15 protein-coding genes are annotated in these 13,926 nt (G+C 59.8%); 9 read left to right on the forward strand and 6 right to left on the reverse strand.

All coding sequences use genetic code 11. The features are described from left to right. Positions 1-48 precede the first annotated feature (48 nt). Positions 49-1,152, reverse strand: coding sequence for a 3-isopropylmalate dehydrogenase (leuB, locus tag ACTIE1_RS02815; RefSeq protein ID WP_439559885.1), 1,104 nt, complete (start codon positions 1,150-1,152; stop codon positions 49-51). Between the two features lie 131 nt (positions 1,153-1,283). Between leuB and ACTIE1_RS02820 the strand changes: the two genes are divergently transcribed. From ACTIE1_RS02820 to ACTIE1_RS02830, 3 genes are all read left to right on the forward strand, one after another. Next, entirely contained in the window at positions 1,284-1,469 is a 186-nt protein-coding gene (locus tag ACTIE1_RS02820) for a hypothetical protein (protein ID WP_439559884.1), read from the forward strand. A 67-nt stretch (positions 1,470-1,536) separates the two neighbouring features. Next, on the forward strand, positions 1,537-2,508 hold the full coding sequence (locus ACTIE1_RS02825) for a glycosyltransferase (RefSeq protein WP_439559883.1): 972 nt from the start codon (positions 1,537-1,539) through the stop codon (positions 2,506-2,508). Positions 2,509-2,547: 39 nt separating this feature from the next. Continuing rightward, positions 2,548-4,647, forward strand: coding sequence for an NAD-dependent epimerase/dehydratase family protein (locus tag ACTIE1_RS02830; protein ID WP_439559882.1), 2,100 nt, complete (start codon positions 2,548-2,550; stop codon positions 4,645-4,647). A gap of 15 nt (positions 4,648-4,662) precedes the next feature. Here the strand turns inward: ACTIE1_RS02830 and ACTIE1_RS02835 are convergent, their stop codons facing one another. The 5 genes from ACTIE1_RS02835 to ACTIE1_RS02855 are packed head-to-tail and all read right to left on the reverse strand — an operon-like array spanning position 4,663 to position 8,674. Further along, entirely contained in the window at positions 4,663-5,847 is a 1,185-nt protein-coding gene (locus ACTIE1_RS02835) for a vWA domain-containing protein (RefSeq protein ID WP_439559881.1), read from the reverse strand. 4 nt (positions 5,848-5,851) lie between these two features. Next, on the reverse strand, positions 5,852-6,016 hold the full coding sequence (locus ACTIE1_RS02840) for a hypothetical protein (protein WP_439559880.1): 165 nt from the start codon (positions 6,014-6,016) through the stop codon (positions 5,852-5,854). 18 nt (positions 6,017-6,034) lie between these two features. Continuing rightward, complete coding sequence (locus tag ACTIE1_RS02845) at positions 6,035-7,393, reverse strand: DUF2927 domain-containing protein (RefSeq protein WP_439559879.1); 1,359 nt, start codon at positions 7,391-7,393, stop codon at positions 6,035-6,037. After that, positions 7,390-7,830, reverse strand: a complete 441-nt coding sequence (locus ACTIE1_RS02850) for a GNAT family N-acetyltransferase (protein ID WP_439559878.1) — start codon at positions 7,828-7,830, stop codon at positions 7,390-7,392. The genes ACTIE1_RS02845 and ACTIE1_RS02850 overlap by 4 nt, the downstream gene beginning before the upstream one ends. A gap of 1 nt (position 7,831) precedes the next feature. Then, entirely contained in the window at positions 7,832-8,674 is an 843-nt protein-coding gene (locus ACTIE1_RS02855; RefSeq protein ID WP_439559877.1) for an AAA family ATPase, read from the reverse strand. A gap of 211 nt (positions 8,675-8,885) precedes the next feature. Here ACTIE1_RS02855 and dksA point away from each other — a divergent pair, with 211 nt between their 5' ends. The 6 genes from dksA to ACTIE1_RS02885 all read left to right on the forward strand — a co-directional run bounded on the left by dksA (position 8,886) and on the right by ACTIE1_RS02885 (position 13,926). Further along, positions 8,886-9,308, forward strand: coding sequence for an RNA polymerase-binding protein DksA (gene dksA / locus ACTIE1_RS02860; protein ID WP_439559876.1), 423 nt, complete (start codon positions 8,886-8,888; stop codon positions 9,306-9,308). 174 nt (positions 9,309-9,482) lie between these two features. Continuing rightward, positions 9,483-10,646 carry an FAD-dependent monooxygenase gene (locus ACTIE1_RS02865; RefSeq protein WP_439560545.1) on the forward strand — a complete coding sequence of 388 codons (1,164 nt, stop codon included), beginning with the start codon at positions 9,483-9,485 and terminating at the stop codon, positions 10,644-10,646. A 61-nt stretch (positions 10,647-10,707) separates the two neighbouring features. After that, the gene (locus ACTIE1_RS02870; RefSeq protein ID WP_439559875.1) at positions 10,708-11,292 is read left to right on the forward strand and encodes a retropepsin-like aspartic protease family protein; all 585 of its coding nucleotides are present in this window, start codon (positions 10,708-10,710) and stop codon (positions 11,290-11,292) included. A 70-nt stretch (positions 11,293-11,362) separates the two neighbouring features. Further along, a complete protein-coding gene (trpB, locus tag ACTIE1_RS02875) occupies positions 11,363-12,589 on the forward strand; it encodes a tryptophan synthase subunit beta (RefSeq protein WP_439559874.1) in 1,227 nt (408 codons plus the stop codon). A 397-nt stretch (positions 12,590-12,986) separates the two neighbouring features. Beyond that, positions 12,987-13,349, forward strand: a complete 363-nt coding sequence (locus ACTIE1_RS02880) for a hypothetical protein (RefSeq protein ID WP_439559873.1) — start codon at positions 12,987-12,989, stop codon at positions 13,347-13,349. Positions 13,350-13,413: 64 nt separating this feature from the next. Beyond that, positions 13,414-13,926: a helix-turn-helix transcriptional regulator gene (locus ACTIE1_RS02885; RefSeq protein ID WP_439559872.1), complete on the forward strand. Its 513-nt coding sequence runs from the start codon at positions 13,414-13,416 to the stop codon at positions 13,924-13,926.

Raw genomic sequence — 13,926 nt, forward strand, 5'->3', positions numbered from 1 at the left:
GCCCGCCATAGTCTGGCGGGCGTCTTTCGTTCATATGCAATGCACTTGTTACAGGCTTGCGTCCAGCGCGGCGACAATGGCATCGCCCATGCCGCTGGTGGTGACGGGAACGCCGCCTTCTGGCCCCATCAGGTCGGCCGTGCGCACGCCATCGGCCAGAACCTGCTGAATTGCGGCTTCCAGACGCGCGGCCTCTGCCCCCTGATCGAAGCTGTAGCGCAGCGCCATGGCAAAACTCAGGATGCACGCAATAGGGTTTGCCTTGGCCTGACCGGCAATGTCGGGGGCGGACCCGTGCACGGGTTCATACAGCGCTTTGGGGCGGCCATTGGCCATGGGCGCGCCAAGGCTGGCAGAAGGCAACATGCCAAGGCTGCCGGTCAGCATGGCGGCACAATCCGACAGCAGGTCGCCAAACAGGTTGTCGGTTACAATCACATCGAACTGCTTGGGCCAGCGCACAAGCTGCATGGCGCCGTTATCGGCATACATGTGTGACAGCTCGACTTCGGGGTAATCCTTGGCCACTTCGGTCACAACCTCGCGCCACAGAATACCCGATTCCATGACATTGGCCTTTTCCATGGAACACAGCTTCTTGCCGCGGCGCATGGCCAGTTCAAAGGCTGATTTCGCCACGCGCGCAATTTCGGATTCGGTGTAGCGCTGGGTATTGACGCCCACGCGTTCGTTGCCTTCCTCGAAAATGCCGCGCGGTTCGCCGAAATACACGCCCGATGTCAGTTCGCGCACGATCATGATATCAAGGCCCGCGACGACATCTTTTTTCAAGGACGAGAAATCGGCCAGCGCGTCGAAACACTGGGCCGGGCGCAGGTTGGAAAACAGGTCCATTTCCTTGCGCAACCGCAACAAACCGCGTTCGGGCTTCACGCTGAAATCAAGGTTGTCATATTTCGGCCCGCCCACAGCGCCCAGCAGCACGGCATCCACGGCCAGCGCGCGCGCCATTGTGTCATCATGCAAGGGCGTGCCATGCGCGTCATAGGCGGCACCGCCGACCAGATCTTCGGATACATCGAAGGCCAGTCCGCGTTTGGCACCAAACCAGTCGATGATCTTGCGCACTTCGGCCATAACTTCGGGGCCGATCCCGTCGCCGGGCAGGATAAGCAGGGATGGGTTGGACATGTCAGCTCCTCTTGCAGGTTTGGCTTTCGCTACCGTCAAGCATGAGGCAGGTCAAGGTGACGCGGCCTTTACTTTGGCAAGCGCGACGGATGTGGTATCATTCTCGCCAGCGTGATTCACAGGAGGGTTGCATGACACGACATCTGATTGACGCCACGCGCCACGGAACAGGCGGATCACTTCTGGCGCGCTTCATCCGGATTGCCCGCATTCAGGGAACCCATCAGTCCAAAGAAGCCGTCGCCCGCCGCACACCACTGCGCGGGCTTGCGCGCGTTAGTGCCTATAGCCGCATTGCACGCGGGCGGGCAGTCTAACGGGTCTTCATTGCGTGCCGAATTGTGCTAGACCTGCGCGTGTTGGTTTGTGCAGGCAGGGCAGGGCATGGGGGATAACTGGTTTGATGCGGTTGTGATTGGCCGCAACGAAGGCGACAGGCTGGCGCGTGTGCTGCAACGCGCAACCACCCATGCGCGGCGCGTCATCTATGTCGACAGCGGTTCGCATGATGACAGCGTGGCGCAGGCGCGCGCTGCTGGCGCGCAGGTGGTGAAACTTGACCCCGCGCGTCCTTTCACAGCCGCCCGCGCGCGCAATGAAGGCTTTGCCGCATTGGGGCCTGATCGTGCGGAATTTGTGCATTTCGTTGATGGTGATTGCATTCTGCATACCGATTGGCCGGAAACAGCCACCGTGTTTTTACAACAAAACCCGAAGGCGGGGCTGGTGCACGGGTATAATGTCGAAGAGGCCCCTGATGAGTCCGTCTATAACTGGCTGACCAATCAGGAATGGCAGCACCAGACTGGCCCTGATGCCAATGGCATTGGCATATTTCTGGCGCGTAGTGCTGCATTTGCGCAGGTTGGCGGTTTTCGGGATGACATGATCGCCGCAGAAGATGATGAATTGTTCTTCCGGCTGCGCAAGGCCGGTTGGCAAACGTGGTGTGTGCCCGAAGCTATGGCAGCGCATGACGTGCGGCTGCATGCATTTTTGCCATGGTTCCGGCGTATGATACGCGCAGGACACGGCTTTGCCGAGTTGGGCATGCTGCATGAAGGGGCGGCGCGTATGTCGCGTTTGCGCGCCGTGGTCTGGGCCGGTGTGTTGCCGGCTCTTGCAGTGCTGGGGCTTTGGGTCTGGTGGCCGTTGGGCGTGTTGGTGATGGCGCTTTATGCCATGTCCGCAGCCCGTTTGTGGCGGCGCTGCAGGTCACAGGGGTTGTCGTCCTACCGCGCGGCCAAGGCGGCCGCGCTTCTGGTGATTGTGAAATTCGCCCATCTTTATGGCATGGCGCTGTACTGGGGTGGCAGGTTTCGCCGCAGTGACGCCAAAATCATCGAATACAAATAGCGCGCTGGCGCAGAATCAGCGGATGATACAGGGGGCAGAATGCCACAGCGGGACGTGACGGTTGGTCTGGTGGGCGCAGGCTACATTGCGCAATGGCACGCAAATGTTCTGGCGCAACTCCCTGATGTGCGGCTGGTTGGTGTGTGCGACCCTGCACTTGCTGCGGCGCAGGCATTGGCGCAGGCACATGGCGCGAAGGGATTTGACAGTCTTGATGCGATGATGGCCGACTGCGGTTGCGATGCGGTGCATATTCTGACGCCCCCGCATTTGCACGAACCGCTGGCATTGCAAGCGCTTGCGCTGGGGGCGCATGTGCTGGTCGAGAAGCCCTTTGCCTTGTCGGCAGGTTCGGCGCGCGCGATGGTGGACGCGGCGCGCGCTGCTGACCGCCGGATCGCGGTCAATCACAACTTTCTGGGTTTACCGGCTTACAGGCGGCTGCGCGACGCGCTGGACCAAGGGCTGATCGGGCGCGTGGATCAGGCGCGCATTCACTGGCATTTCCCGCTGCAACCGTTGCGAACAGGGCCATTCGGTTTGTGGATGCTGCAAAGCCCTGAAAACCTGATGCTGGAACTAGGCCCGCATCTGCATGCTTTTGCGCAGGATCTGTTCGGACCAATGGAAGACATTTCCTTGCGCCTGTCGCGGCCGGTGACATTGCCCACGGGCGTAACCCTGCCGCAGGGCTGGTGCGTGCAGGGCCGTGCATCGGGGACAGAACTAACCTTGTCGGTATCACTGGTCGAGGGGGCAGATGACCGGTCGGTGTCCCTGCGCGGGTCTGCGGGCGCGGCGCGGCTGGATTTTGCCAATGACACCCTGATTGTCGAGCGCGCGAACGCATCGGATATTGTGCTAAACCCGTTGCGCGCCGAATTGGCGCGGGCAGGGGCACATCTGCGCGAAGGGGTGCGGAATGCGGTTGTGCAGGCACGGTCACTGAACCGGCGCCAACCCTATGCATTGGGGTTTGAAGGGGCGTTTTCGGGGTTCTATGATGCCATCCGGCAGGGCCAAAGCCTGCCTGACGCATTTTCAGGTGAAACGGCTGTTGCGGTTATGGAGGGGCTTGCGCAGGTCACGGACCTGTTGCCCGCCAAACCGGCTGCGCGCCTCAAGGCGCAGGCGGCCACCGGTACGCCTGATGTGCTGGTCATTGGCGGCACCGGTTTTCTGGGTCGCGAACTGGTCACGCAACTGGCCGCAGAAGGCAGGCATGTGGGCGTGCTTAGTCGCGCAAGGACCAATCCATTCGCCGCGGTGCAGGGGCAGGTGCAGATGGTGGGTGCATCCGTGCATGACCCCGGCGCACTGGAACAGGCCATGCAGGGGGTGGCGTGTGTCTATCATCTGGCCCGCGCCGAGGAGGCCACATGGGACGGGTATCTGAAAAACGATGTCGCAGTGACGGAAAATCTGGCCCGCGCGGCCATCGCGGCAGGGGTGCGCAGGTTTGTCTATACCGGCACGATTGCATCTTATGACGCGTCAAACCCCGCGCGCACCATAACCGAGGATACGGAGTTCGGGGATATGTCCCGCCGGAACCTGTATGCGCGCTCAAAGGCCCTGTGCGAGGCGCGTCTGATGGCGCTGCATGCCAGTGCCGGATTGCCGTTGGTTATTGCCCGCCCCGGCATTGTTGTGGGGCCGGGCGGACCGTTGCAGCATTGGGGCATTGGCCGCTGGCACGGGGCAGGGGCCGTGCGAATCTGGGGAAACGGGCACAACAAGCTGCCATTCGTCCTGAACGAGGATGTGGCGCGCGCGCTTGTCTTGATGGCCCAAACAGACGGCATCGAGGGGCAGAGCTTCAATCTTGTCGGTCCACCGCTTTTGTCTGCGCAGGACTGGTTTGCGGCAATCGCCACCCATACCGGCACACGGATTGCAGTTTCAAAGGGCAATCTGGTGCTGTTCTGGGGGATGGATTGGGTCAAATATGTGCTGAAACGCTACGCTCTGAAGCGCGGCGGGCTGGAACGCCCGCTGCTGGCCGACTGGCGGTCGCGTGCGCATTTGTCGCCCTTTGACAATGCCCGCGCGTGTCAGGCCTTGGGGTGGGCGCCGGAAACAGGCAGGGGCGCGTTCATACGCAAGGCCCTTGATCCGCAAGCGCTGTTCGGGTTTTGACATGCGGGTCGATTGTTAACGTCCCAATTCCCTGATCCCGCGGGTGATGCCGTCCAGTGTCATGGGGACCATGCGCCCCTCAAGAATTTTGGAAATCATGCCAATGGATTGGGTGTGCCGCCAATGCTGTTCCGGTGTCGGGTTGATCCACAGGGTGTCGGGCCATTGTGTTCGCGCCCGCGTCAGCCAGATCTGTCCCGGCTCCTCGTTCCAGTGTTCATTCGCGCCGCCCTGATAAATGATTTCATAGGGGGACATGGCCGCGTCGCCCACGAAGATGCATTTCCAATCGCTGCCATAGCTGCGCAGCAAGTCCCATGTTGCAATGCGGTCTGTCCAGCGCCGTGTGTTGTCGCGCCAGACATATTCATACAGGCAGTTGTGAAAGTAATAATGTTCCAGATGTTTGAATTCCGCACGCGCAGCGCTGAACAATTCCTCCACAGCGCGGATATGATCATCCATAGACCCGCCAATATCCAGCAAAAGCAATATCTTGACAGCGTTTCTTCGTTCTGGCCGTGTCTTGACATCCAGCCAGCCCTGTTCGGCAGTGGCGCGGATTGTCCCGTCAAGGTCCAGTTCGTCCACTGCCCCGTCACGCGCCCATTTGCGCAACCGTTTCAGCGCAACCTTGATGTTGCGCGTGCCCAGTTCCACGTTGTCGTCAAGGTTGCGGAACTCGCGTTTGTCCCACACTTTCACCGCGCGCCTGTGGCGCGATGCGTCCTGTCCGATACGCACCCCTTCGGGGTTATAGCCATAGGCGCCGAAAGGGGATGTTCCCGCAGTGCCGATCCATTTGCTGCCCCCCTGATGGCGGCCTTGCTGGTCCTTCAGGCGCTGCTGCAAGGTCTCCATCAGCTTGTCAAACCCGCCAAGCGCTTCTACCTGCGCGCGTTCTTCGGCGCTCAGGTGTTTCTCGGCCATTTTTTGCAACCAGTCGCGCGGCAGGTCGACCGCTTCCAGAACCTTATCAAGGGGTATGTCCTCCAACCCCTTGAAGGTTGCAGCGAAGGCGCGGTCGAAACGGTCCAGATGGCGTTCATCCTTCACCATGGCAAGGCGGGCCAGATAATAGAACCCCTCGACGTCATAGGTCACCAGACCCGCGTCCAACCCTTCCAGAAAGGCCAGAAATTCGCGCAGGGAAACCGGCACGCCATGGTCACGCAAGGTCTGGAAGAAGTTCAGGAACATGGGTTTACAGAATCTTCTCCAGGCCGATTGTGGCAAACAGCCCCAACAAGGCGCCGATAATCCCGCCCACAGCCGCATATTGCGCCATGTCCAGCCGGTTCCCGCCGCGTTTGCTTGCGCTGCGCACGCCCAGTAGCGCACCGGCCACCAGTCCGAAAATCACGATCATGCCTGTTTTCCTTCTTGTTCAATTCCTGCGCGCAAGGGCTGCGATTTCGGCCTGCCGGTTTTCGGCCGCCTGCGCTGATCCGAACCCATATAACGCAAACGGAACAGAGTCACGGCGCAGCGCTTCTGCCTCAGTAGCTTGTCCCAGTTGTTCCAGCGACTGGGCGCGCAGCAACATGAGCGAGGCCAGCAGGGCACCGTTTTCCGTGCGCTGCGCAACTGTCATCGCGCTTTGCGTCAGGCGCAGGACCAGATCATGCTGCCCGCTGGCCAGTGCCTGCGCGCTAAGATGCAGGTGCACATGTGCGCGGTGCACGGCTGTGCCGGGGCGGGTGTCGTAAATGCGCGCGGCAAGGATCATTGCATCCAGCGCCTGCGCGCCATCTTCGGACGGGGCGAATCGTGCGGACAGGAACAGGCTGAAGGCAAGGCGTTCGTCCTGCCAGCGTTGCTCCAGTGCGATGGCAAGCGCGCGCTGTGCCTCGCGGAAACTGGCGCGGCGCGATGTGGCCCCCAGCGCGGCCTCGACCGCCCTTGTCCATGCCATGGGCGTGGGAATGGGGTCCAGTGCGCCGGTCGTCCGCGCCCCTTGCGGGTTATGGCGTGCCAGCAGCGCAGGCAGGCGGTCCGCCACCTGTGCGCGCGTCATGCCGGGCTGCAATGCGGGATCGTTCCAGACACGTAGCACAAGCATGTCGAATCCCGTCAGGATGGTCTGGAAATTATCGTCATTCCAGACGGTTTCACCAATGCGAAACAGATCGTTCAGCGGCCCAAGGGCCTGCGCAATTTCCTCGTGCAGGCAATCGCGCATGTCCTGCACGGTGCTGTCGGCAGGAACAATCACAAGCGCGCGTTCACGGCGCGCAACGCGTGTCCAGTCCAGTTCCGGCGCGCGTGGATTGGCACGAAACGCGTCCCAGCTTGTTACATTGGGCAGGACAAAACACGCCGCATTCGGCACCGCACGGCGCAGGACATCGCGCGGCACGAATTCGACAATGATATCACCCTGACCCTGCACGCGGCGCACATCCAGCCCCGCTTCGCGTTGCAGCCGTTCCAGCAGGCGGTCGGTTTCCACCACCCCAAGGGGCGGCACAGGGCCGTGCAGCGACACTGTCACTGGTCCCTGAAACCGCGAGAATTGCGGGATTTCGCGTCCGGATTCCAGCCTGAACCCCAGTTCCAGTATGTCCTGTGCGATCTGGGCATTGCTGCGTTCGGGCGCAAATGCGCGTGGACTGCCGAACAGGGCGGCAGAACTGATGGCGCGGGTTTGCAGCGACAGGTCTATGCGTTGTTCCGGCTGGGACGGCACCATTGCGCCACAACCTGCCAGAACCACCGCGATACAGGCCAGAAACGGGCGCATCATGCGGGGCGTTTGTATTTGATGAACGGGGTCACTTCGCCAATCTTGTCGTAAAGTTTGCGGGCAGTTGCGTTGAAATCCTGTGTCATCCAATACACGCTGCCGGTGCCACGCGCATCAGCCGCAGCATAGACCGCAGAAATCAGCGCACGTCCCGCGCCCATGCCGCGTGATTCGGGTGTGGTGAACAGGTCTTGCAGGTAACACACCCCTTCGGGTTGCCAGCAATGCGCGTGAAACATGTAATGCACAAGCCCGACCGCCTGCCCGTTATGCCATGCCAGATACCCGCAGGGGCTGTGCGGATCGTCCGACAACAATGCGTCAAATGTCGCGTCATAAACCGCAACCGGCAGCGACGTGTCATAGAAATCAAGATACGCATACCAAAGCTGCGCCCATTGCGGTTTATCCTGTTCGGTTACCGGCCTGATGTCCATGCTAGCGCCCCTGTCTGCGTGCCATGAAGGCAAGCCGTTCAAACAAATGCACGTCCTGTTCGTTCTTCAGCAACGCGCCGTGCAATTTGGGCAGCGCATTCGCGCCGTCCCGCTTCAGGTCCTCTGCGGTCAGATCTTCTGCAAGCAGCAGTTTCAACCAGTCCAGCACCTCGGATGTGGAGGGTTTTTTCTTCAGGCCGGGGGTTTCGCGCAGCTCCAGGAACTGTGTCAGGGCAGTTGTCAGCAAGGCTTCCTTGATTCCCGGAAAATGCACGTCGACAATGGCTTTCAAGGTGTCGATATCCGGGAACCGGATATAGTGGAAGAAACACCGCCGCAGGAACGCGTCGGGCAGGTCCTTTTCATTGTTCGATGTGATGATGACAATCGGGCGGTGGCGCGCGCGTATCATTTTGCCTGTCTCGTAGACAAAGAACTCCATCCGGTCGAGTTCCTGAAGCAAATCGTTCGGAAACTCGATATCGGCCTTGTCGATCTCGTCGATCAGCAGGACCACGCGCCCCTCGGCCTCGAACGCCTGCCACAGCTTGCCCTTGCGGATATAGTTGTTCACATCGCCCACACGCGCATCGCCAAGCTGGCTGTCACGCAGCCGCGATACAGCGTCGTATTCATACAGGCCCTGCTGCGCGCGCGTGGTTGATTTTATGCTCCATTCGATCATGGGCAGGTCAAGCGATGCTGCAATCTGGCGGGCCAGTTCGGTCTTGCCGGTGCCCGGTTCGCCCTTGACCAGAAGGGGGCGTTGCAGCGTGATTGCGGCGTTTACAGCGACACGCAAATCGTCACTGGCGATGTAGCTGGCGGTTGAGGTGAAGCGCATACCGGTCGTGTTTTCCTTGCATTGTGCCGCGATGTCCTGCCGCGAACCTAGCTTGCCCTGTGGCGCGCGGCAAGGCAGGTTGGACAAAGCGTGCGAAAGCGCGTGACATTCCTTGGCCCATCCGCTATTTGCCCGACACAGCGCTGATTTTGGGTGCAATATGGATGAAGACCTCAAGACCTATCATCCTGCAAAGACAGGGGAACGGGGCATGAAGCCAGAAACATTCCTGCCGGATGACTACCGCCCGGCCGAAGACGAACCATTCATGAATGACCGCCAGCTGGAATATTTCCGCAGAAAGCTGCTGGTCTGGAAAGAAGACATCCTTAAGGGATCGCAGGAAACACTGGCCGATCTGGCCAACAGCAGCCGCAACATTCCTGATGTTGCCGACCGCGCATCCGAAGAAACCGACCGCGCGCTGGAATTGCGCACGCGCGACCGGCAACGCAAGCTGATTTCCAAGATCGACGCTGCACTGCGGCGTATCGAAAACGGTGATTTCGGCTATTGCGATGTCACGGGCGAGCGGATTTCACTGAAGCGGCTTGATGCGCGGCCCATTGCGACAATGACCTTGCAGGCGCAAGAAGCGCATGAGCGCAAGGAACGCGTGCACCGCGACGATTGATCGCAGGGATTGCGGGTGCAGTCAGGAACCGGGTTCACTTCTGAGCCCGGTTTTTTTGTGCTAGGACTGCATAATAAAAACACCGGACGCGACAGGCGGTGATCAACACCTTGCAACGCGCGGCTGTAGTTCGTGCGCACCCGCGCGGGCGGCAGAAAACAGATGGGGGGCAGGGTGGTGCTGGCCGGTTTGGAAGTTATTGTCATCGGTGGGGGCGTGGCCGGTTTGGCAGTGGCCGCAGGGTTGCGCCAGTGTGGCGCGCAGGTTCTGGTGCTGGAACAGGCAGGCGGCTTGCGCGAAGTGGGCGCAGGGCTGCAAATCAGCCCGAATGGGGCGCGGGTTTTGCAGGCGCTGGGACTTGGCGACAGCTTGACGGGATTTGCCATGCGCAGCAACGCCGTCATTTTGCGGAACGGGGCCACAGCGCGTCAGGTCATGCGGCTGGATTTGCCCGATCATGGCGCGGGTTTTCATCTGTTCCACCGCGCCGACCTGATCGCGTTACTTGCGCAGGCACTGGACGGGGTTGAAACCCGATTTGTGGCACAGGTGACAGGTGTGAACACCACAGGACCGCGCCCCAGCGTGACCCTGCAAGGCGGAGAGGTTCTGACAGCCGATCTGGTGCTTGGGGCCGACGGGTTGCATTCGGTTCTGCGGCCCGCGCTTCAGGCAGGCAAGGGCGAATCGCCTTTCTTTACCGGACAGGTTGCGTGGCGCGCATTGATCCCGGAAGGCGGCAGCCCTGACCCGCAGGCACAGGTCTTCATGGGGTCGGGGCGGCATCTGGTCAGCTATCCGTTGCGGGGCGGGCAGTTGCGCAACATTGTCGCCATCGAGGAACGCAAGGCCTGGGTGTCCGAAGGGTGGAACCACCCTGACAACCCCGCCAACCTGCGCGCGGCCTTCGCGGGGTTCGGCGGGCCTGTGCCGCAATGGCTGTCACAGGTGGACAGCGTGTTTCTGTGGGGGCTGTTCCGTCACAAGGTGGCGCGCAACTGGCACAAGGACCATGCGGCCATTCTGGGGGATGCGGCGCATCCGACGCTGCCCTTCATGGCCCAAGGTGCGAATATGGCGCTGGAGGATGCGTGGCAACTGGTGCAATGCCTGCGGCAATCGCCGGTGCCGCGTGCGCTGGACCAATACCAGCGCGCCCGACATGCCCGCGTCACCAAGGTGATCGAGGCCGCGAATCGCAATGCGCGCAATTACCACCTGCGCCCGCCCGTTGCGGGGCTTGCGCATGCGGGTTTGCGCCTTGCGTCACGCCTCCGGCCTGATGCCGCGCTACGCCGCTTTTCATGGATTTATGATTTTGATGTCACGCGCCCGTGAAATCTGCTGGTTTTCAACAATCTAGCCCCCAAGTATAAGCATCAGGCGGAATGAGGGTAGTATGGACAGCGATCAGATTGCACGGATGGTCTATCTTGGGGTCTGGGGGACTGTCCTTGTCAGCTATTTCCTGATTGCCCGCCAGCAGAACCTTGGCCAGACATTGCGGCATGCCTTGCTTTGGGGGCTGATTTTTGTGGGGGTCGCTGCCGGATACGGGTTGTGGCAGGATATATCACAAACCAATCGGGTGTCTGTAAACGGCGATGGTGCGATCATCCTGCGTGCAGGGCGGGACGGGCATTTTCATCTGGATTTGCAGGTTAATTCCGAACCTGTCCGCTTTATCATCGACACGGGGGCATCGGATCTGGTCCTGTCGCGCGCGGATGCCGAACGCGTTGGGCTGGCACCTGATACGCTGGCCTATCTGGGGCAGGCGCGCACAGCCAACGGAATCGTTGGCCTAGCACGGGTCAGTCTGGATGAAGTGGTCCTTGCGCATGCCGATCTTGAAATCCGCGATACTCAGGTTCCTGCCTTCGTGAATGAAGGGCAGCTGGACATTTCGCTGCTGGGCATGGGCTATTTGCGCCGCTATGCGCGTATTTCCATCGAAGGGGATCGCCTGATTCTGGAAAGATAGGCGGGATGTGCTTGTCTGGACAGGCGCGCGGCGCTAGGACTCATGCCAACAACCGCTTGAGGAAACGCGCATGCCTGATGATCTGATCAACTCCTTCATGACCGGCCCCGATGAACAGGGGCGGTTCGGCATTTATGGCGGGCGCTTCGTGTCGGAAACGCTGATGCCGCTGATCCTGGAGTTGGAGGCCGAATATGAACGCGCCAAGACGGATGACAGTTTCTGGGCGCAGATGGACGACCTGTGGAAACACTATGTCGGTCGCCCCTCGCCATTGTATTACGCCGAACGCCTGACCGAGCATTGTGGCGGGGCAAAGATATATCTGAAGCGTGACGAGTTGAACCACACCGGCGCGCATAAGATCAACAATGTGCTTGGGCAGATCCTGCTGGCCATGCGCATGGGCAAGTCCCGCATTATCGCCGAAACCGGCGCGGGCCAGCACGGGGTTGCGACCGCCACGGTTTGTGCGCGCTTCGGGCTGAAATGCGTGGTCTATATGGGCGCACATGATGTGGAACGTCAGGCCCCGAATGTATTTCGCATGAAACTGCTGGGTGCCGAAGTGGTGCCGGTAAAATCGGGCCGCGGCACGTTGAAAGACGCCATGAATGATGCGCTGCGCGATTGGGTGACCAATGTGCATGACACGTTCTACTGTATTGGTACCGTGGCAGGCCCGCACCCCTATCCCGCGATGGTGCGCGATTTCCAGTCGATCATTGGCAAGGAAACCCGCGAACAGCTGATGGAACGCGAAGGTCGCCTGCCGGATACCATCATCGCAGCCATTGGCGGCGGCTCGAATGCGATGGGGTTGTTCTATCCGTTCCTTGACGACAAATCCGTAAATATCATTGGCGTCGAGGCGGGCGGGCGCGGCGTGGATGACCGTATGGAGCATTGCGCCAGCCTGACAGGCGGACGCCCCGGTGTGTTGCATGGCAACCGCACCTATCTGCTGCAAGATGACCACGGCCAGATTCTGGAAGGGCACTCGATTTCGGCGGGTCTGGATTATCCGGGAATCGGGCCGGAACATGCATGGCTAAAGGATATGGGCCGCGCGGAATATGTCTCGATCACGGATGACGAAGCGTTGTCAGCCTTTCAGACCTGTTGCGCGCTGGAAGGGATCATTCCAGCGCTGGAACCAAGCCACGCTTTGGCACATGTCCTGAAGATCGCCCCGAAGCTGCCTGCGGATCATCTGCTGGTCATGAATATGTGCGGACGCGGTGACAAGGACATCTTCACTGTGGCCAAGCATCTTGGGTTTGATATGGGTGCATAAACTTTAGTTTATGGGCTGGAAATAAACCCTTTAAGCATAGATTAACACTTCGTTAAGCAGTATCCAGCTTCCGTGGCAGGCACGTCATAACGACTGCCTGCTACTTTAGTTCGAGTGCGCCGCGTATCGGCATTAAGGCCAGAAATCATTGGTCGCTGCCTAAAGCGTAAGTGTCAGGTAAAATGTGTTCGCGTTCATGTTCGGGTAAATGGTGGGCAGCGTTAATTTTGTTTTAGTGCGCATGGGTCCAGATCGGGGCCATGCTTTTTTAAATCACTGGCTTTCGTATGAGTAACGAGTATCTGGTGTATCCCCGCATCCGGCGGCTTTTGCCGTACGGGTGCGGGTTTTCCCTATATATGTGGCCGTGTGTCTTTCCGGCTTCGGAGGGTTGAGTATGATCCACACAATGCCGCGCCGCATATGGGTCTTGTGTCTGGCCGCACTATTGTTTCATTCCCCGGCGCATGCTCAGGATGCCGGACCCGTCAGGATCACGCCGGAAATGGTAAGTGACGCGCTTGTGGGGCAGGGCTATGCGGTCGAATCCGTAACCCGTACATTGCTGGGGCGGGCGCGTATTGTCGCATCATCAGGACAAGTCTGGCGGGAAGTCGTTATCGATGTATCCACAGGACAGATATTGCGGGATTATGCGGTTGAATTTCCACCAAACGACATACCGCAACGCACAACAGATGCGATGCCGCGTGGCGGTGTCCTGCTGGACGGGGGCGTTTTGCCCGATATTGGCAAGTGATTTTCATGAGAGTGATTGCCCATAAGTCGCTGCCATTTTTGTCGCGTATTCAACGAGGTGCACGGTGAAACCCAAGGTCGTTATCATCGTGATGGTCTGTGTGCAGGCAGTGGGCGCGCTGTTCTTCATCAGTGATATTGTGATGTCGCTTCTGGGGATCCCGCGCCAGCCGGTTGACTGGAAATTGCGCGAATTGATGGAAATCGGTGCGGCAGTGGCCCTTGTCATCGGGTTGGTCATGTCGGCTGTGCTGGTCATGCAAAGCCAGATCCGGCTGGGTCGTGCCGAGGCGCGCTTGCAGCGGGCGTCCGGTGCTTTTGTGGACCTTATGGACCAGCGTTTTTGTGAATGGGGCCTGACGCCTGCTGAACGCGATGTCGCGTTCTTTGTCCTGAAAGGGTTTAGCATTCAGGAAATTGCCAGCTTTCGCAGGACATCAGAAGGAACCGTAAAGGCGCAGACCAACGCGATTTACCGCAAAGCCGAAGTGAACGGTCGCGGGCAGTTGATGAGTCTGTTCATTGACGACCTGATTGTGGATGCGGTCCCGATACCTGCTGCAAACAGGTCCGGATGA

This window comes from Roseinatronobacter sp. (genome assembly GCF_051859525.1).
Taxonomy (GTDB): domain Bacteria; phylum Pseudomonadota; class Alphaproteobacteria; order Rhodobacterales; family Rhodobacteraceae; genus Roseinatronobacter.

Coding starts and splice junctions, on each gene's coding strand:
- ACTIE1_RS02870 (WP_439559875.1), top strand. CDS start 10,708: ATGGACAGCGATCAGATTGCACGGATGGTCTATCTTGGGGTCTGGGGG.
- ACTIE1_RS02855 (WP_439559877.1), bottom strand. CDS start 8,674: ATGCGCTTCACCTCAACCGCCAGCTACATCGCCAGTGACGATTTGCGT.
- ACTIE1_RS02880 (WP_439559873.1), top strand. CDS start 12,987: ATGATCCACACAATGCCGCGCCGCATATGGGTCTTGTGTCTGGCCGCA.
- ACTIE1_RS02845 (WP_439559879.1), bottom strand. CDS start 7,393: ATGATGCGCCCGTTTCTGGCCTGTATCGCGGTGGTTCTGGCAGGTTGT.
- leuB (WP_439559885.1), bottom strand. CDS start 1,152: ATGTCCAACCCATCCCTGCTTATCCTGCCCGGCGACGGGATCGGCCCC.
- ACTIE1_RS02830 (WP_439559882.1), top strand. CDS start 2,548: ATGCCACAGCGGGACGTGACGGTTGGTCTGGTGGGCGCAGGCTACATT.
- ACTIE1_RS02840 (WP_439559880.1), bottom strand. CDS start 6,016: ATGATCGTGATTTTCGGACTGGTGGCCGGTGCGCTACTGGGCGTGCGC.
- trpB (WP_439559874.1), top strand. CDS start 11,363: ATGCCTGATGATCTGATCAACTCCTTCATGACCGGCCCCGATGAACAG.
- dksA (WP_439559876.1), top strand. CDS start 8,886: ATGAAGCCAGAAACATTCCTGCCGGATGACTACCGCCCGGCCGAAGAC.
- ACTIE1_RS02825 (WP_439559883.1), top strand. CDS start 1,537: ATGGGGGATAACTGGTTTGATGCGGTTGTGATTGGCCGCAACGAAGGC.
- ACTIE1_RS02850 (WP_439559878.1), bottom strand. CDS start 7,830: ATGGACATCAGGCCGGTAACCGAACAGGATAAACCGCAATGGGCGCAG.
- ACTIE1_RS02820 (WP_439559884.1), top strand. CDS start 1,284: ATGACACGACATCTGATTGACGCCACGCGCCACGGAACAGGCGGATCA.
- ACTIE1_RS02835 (WP_439559881.1), bottom strand. CDS start 5,847: ATGTTCCTGAACTTCTTCCAGACCTTGCGTGACCATGGCGTGCCGGTT.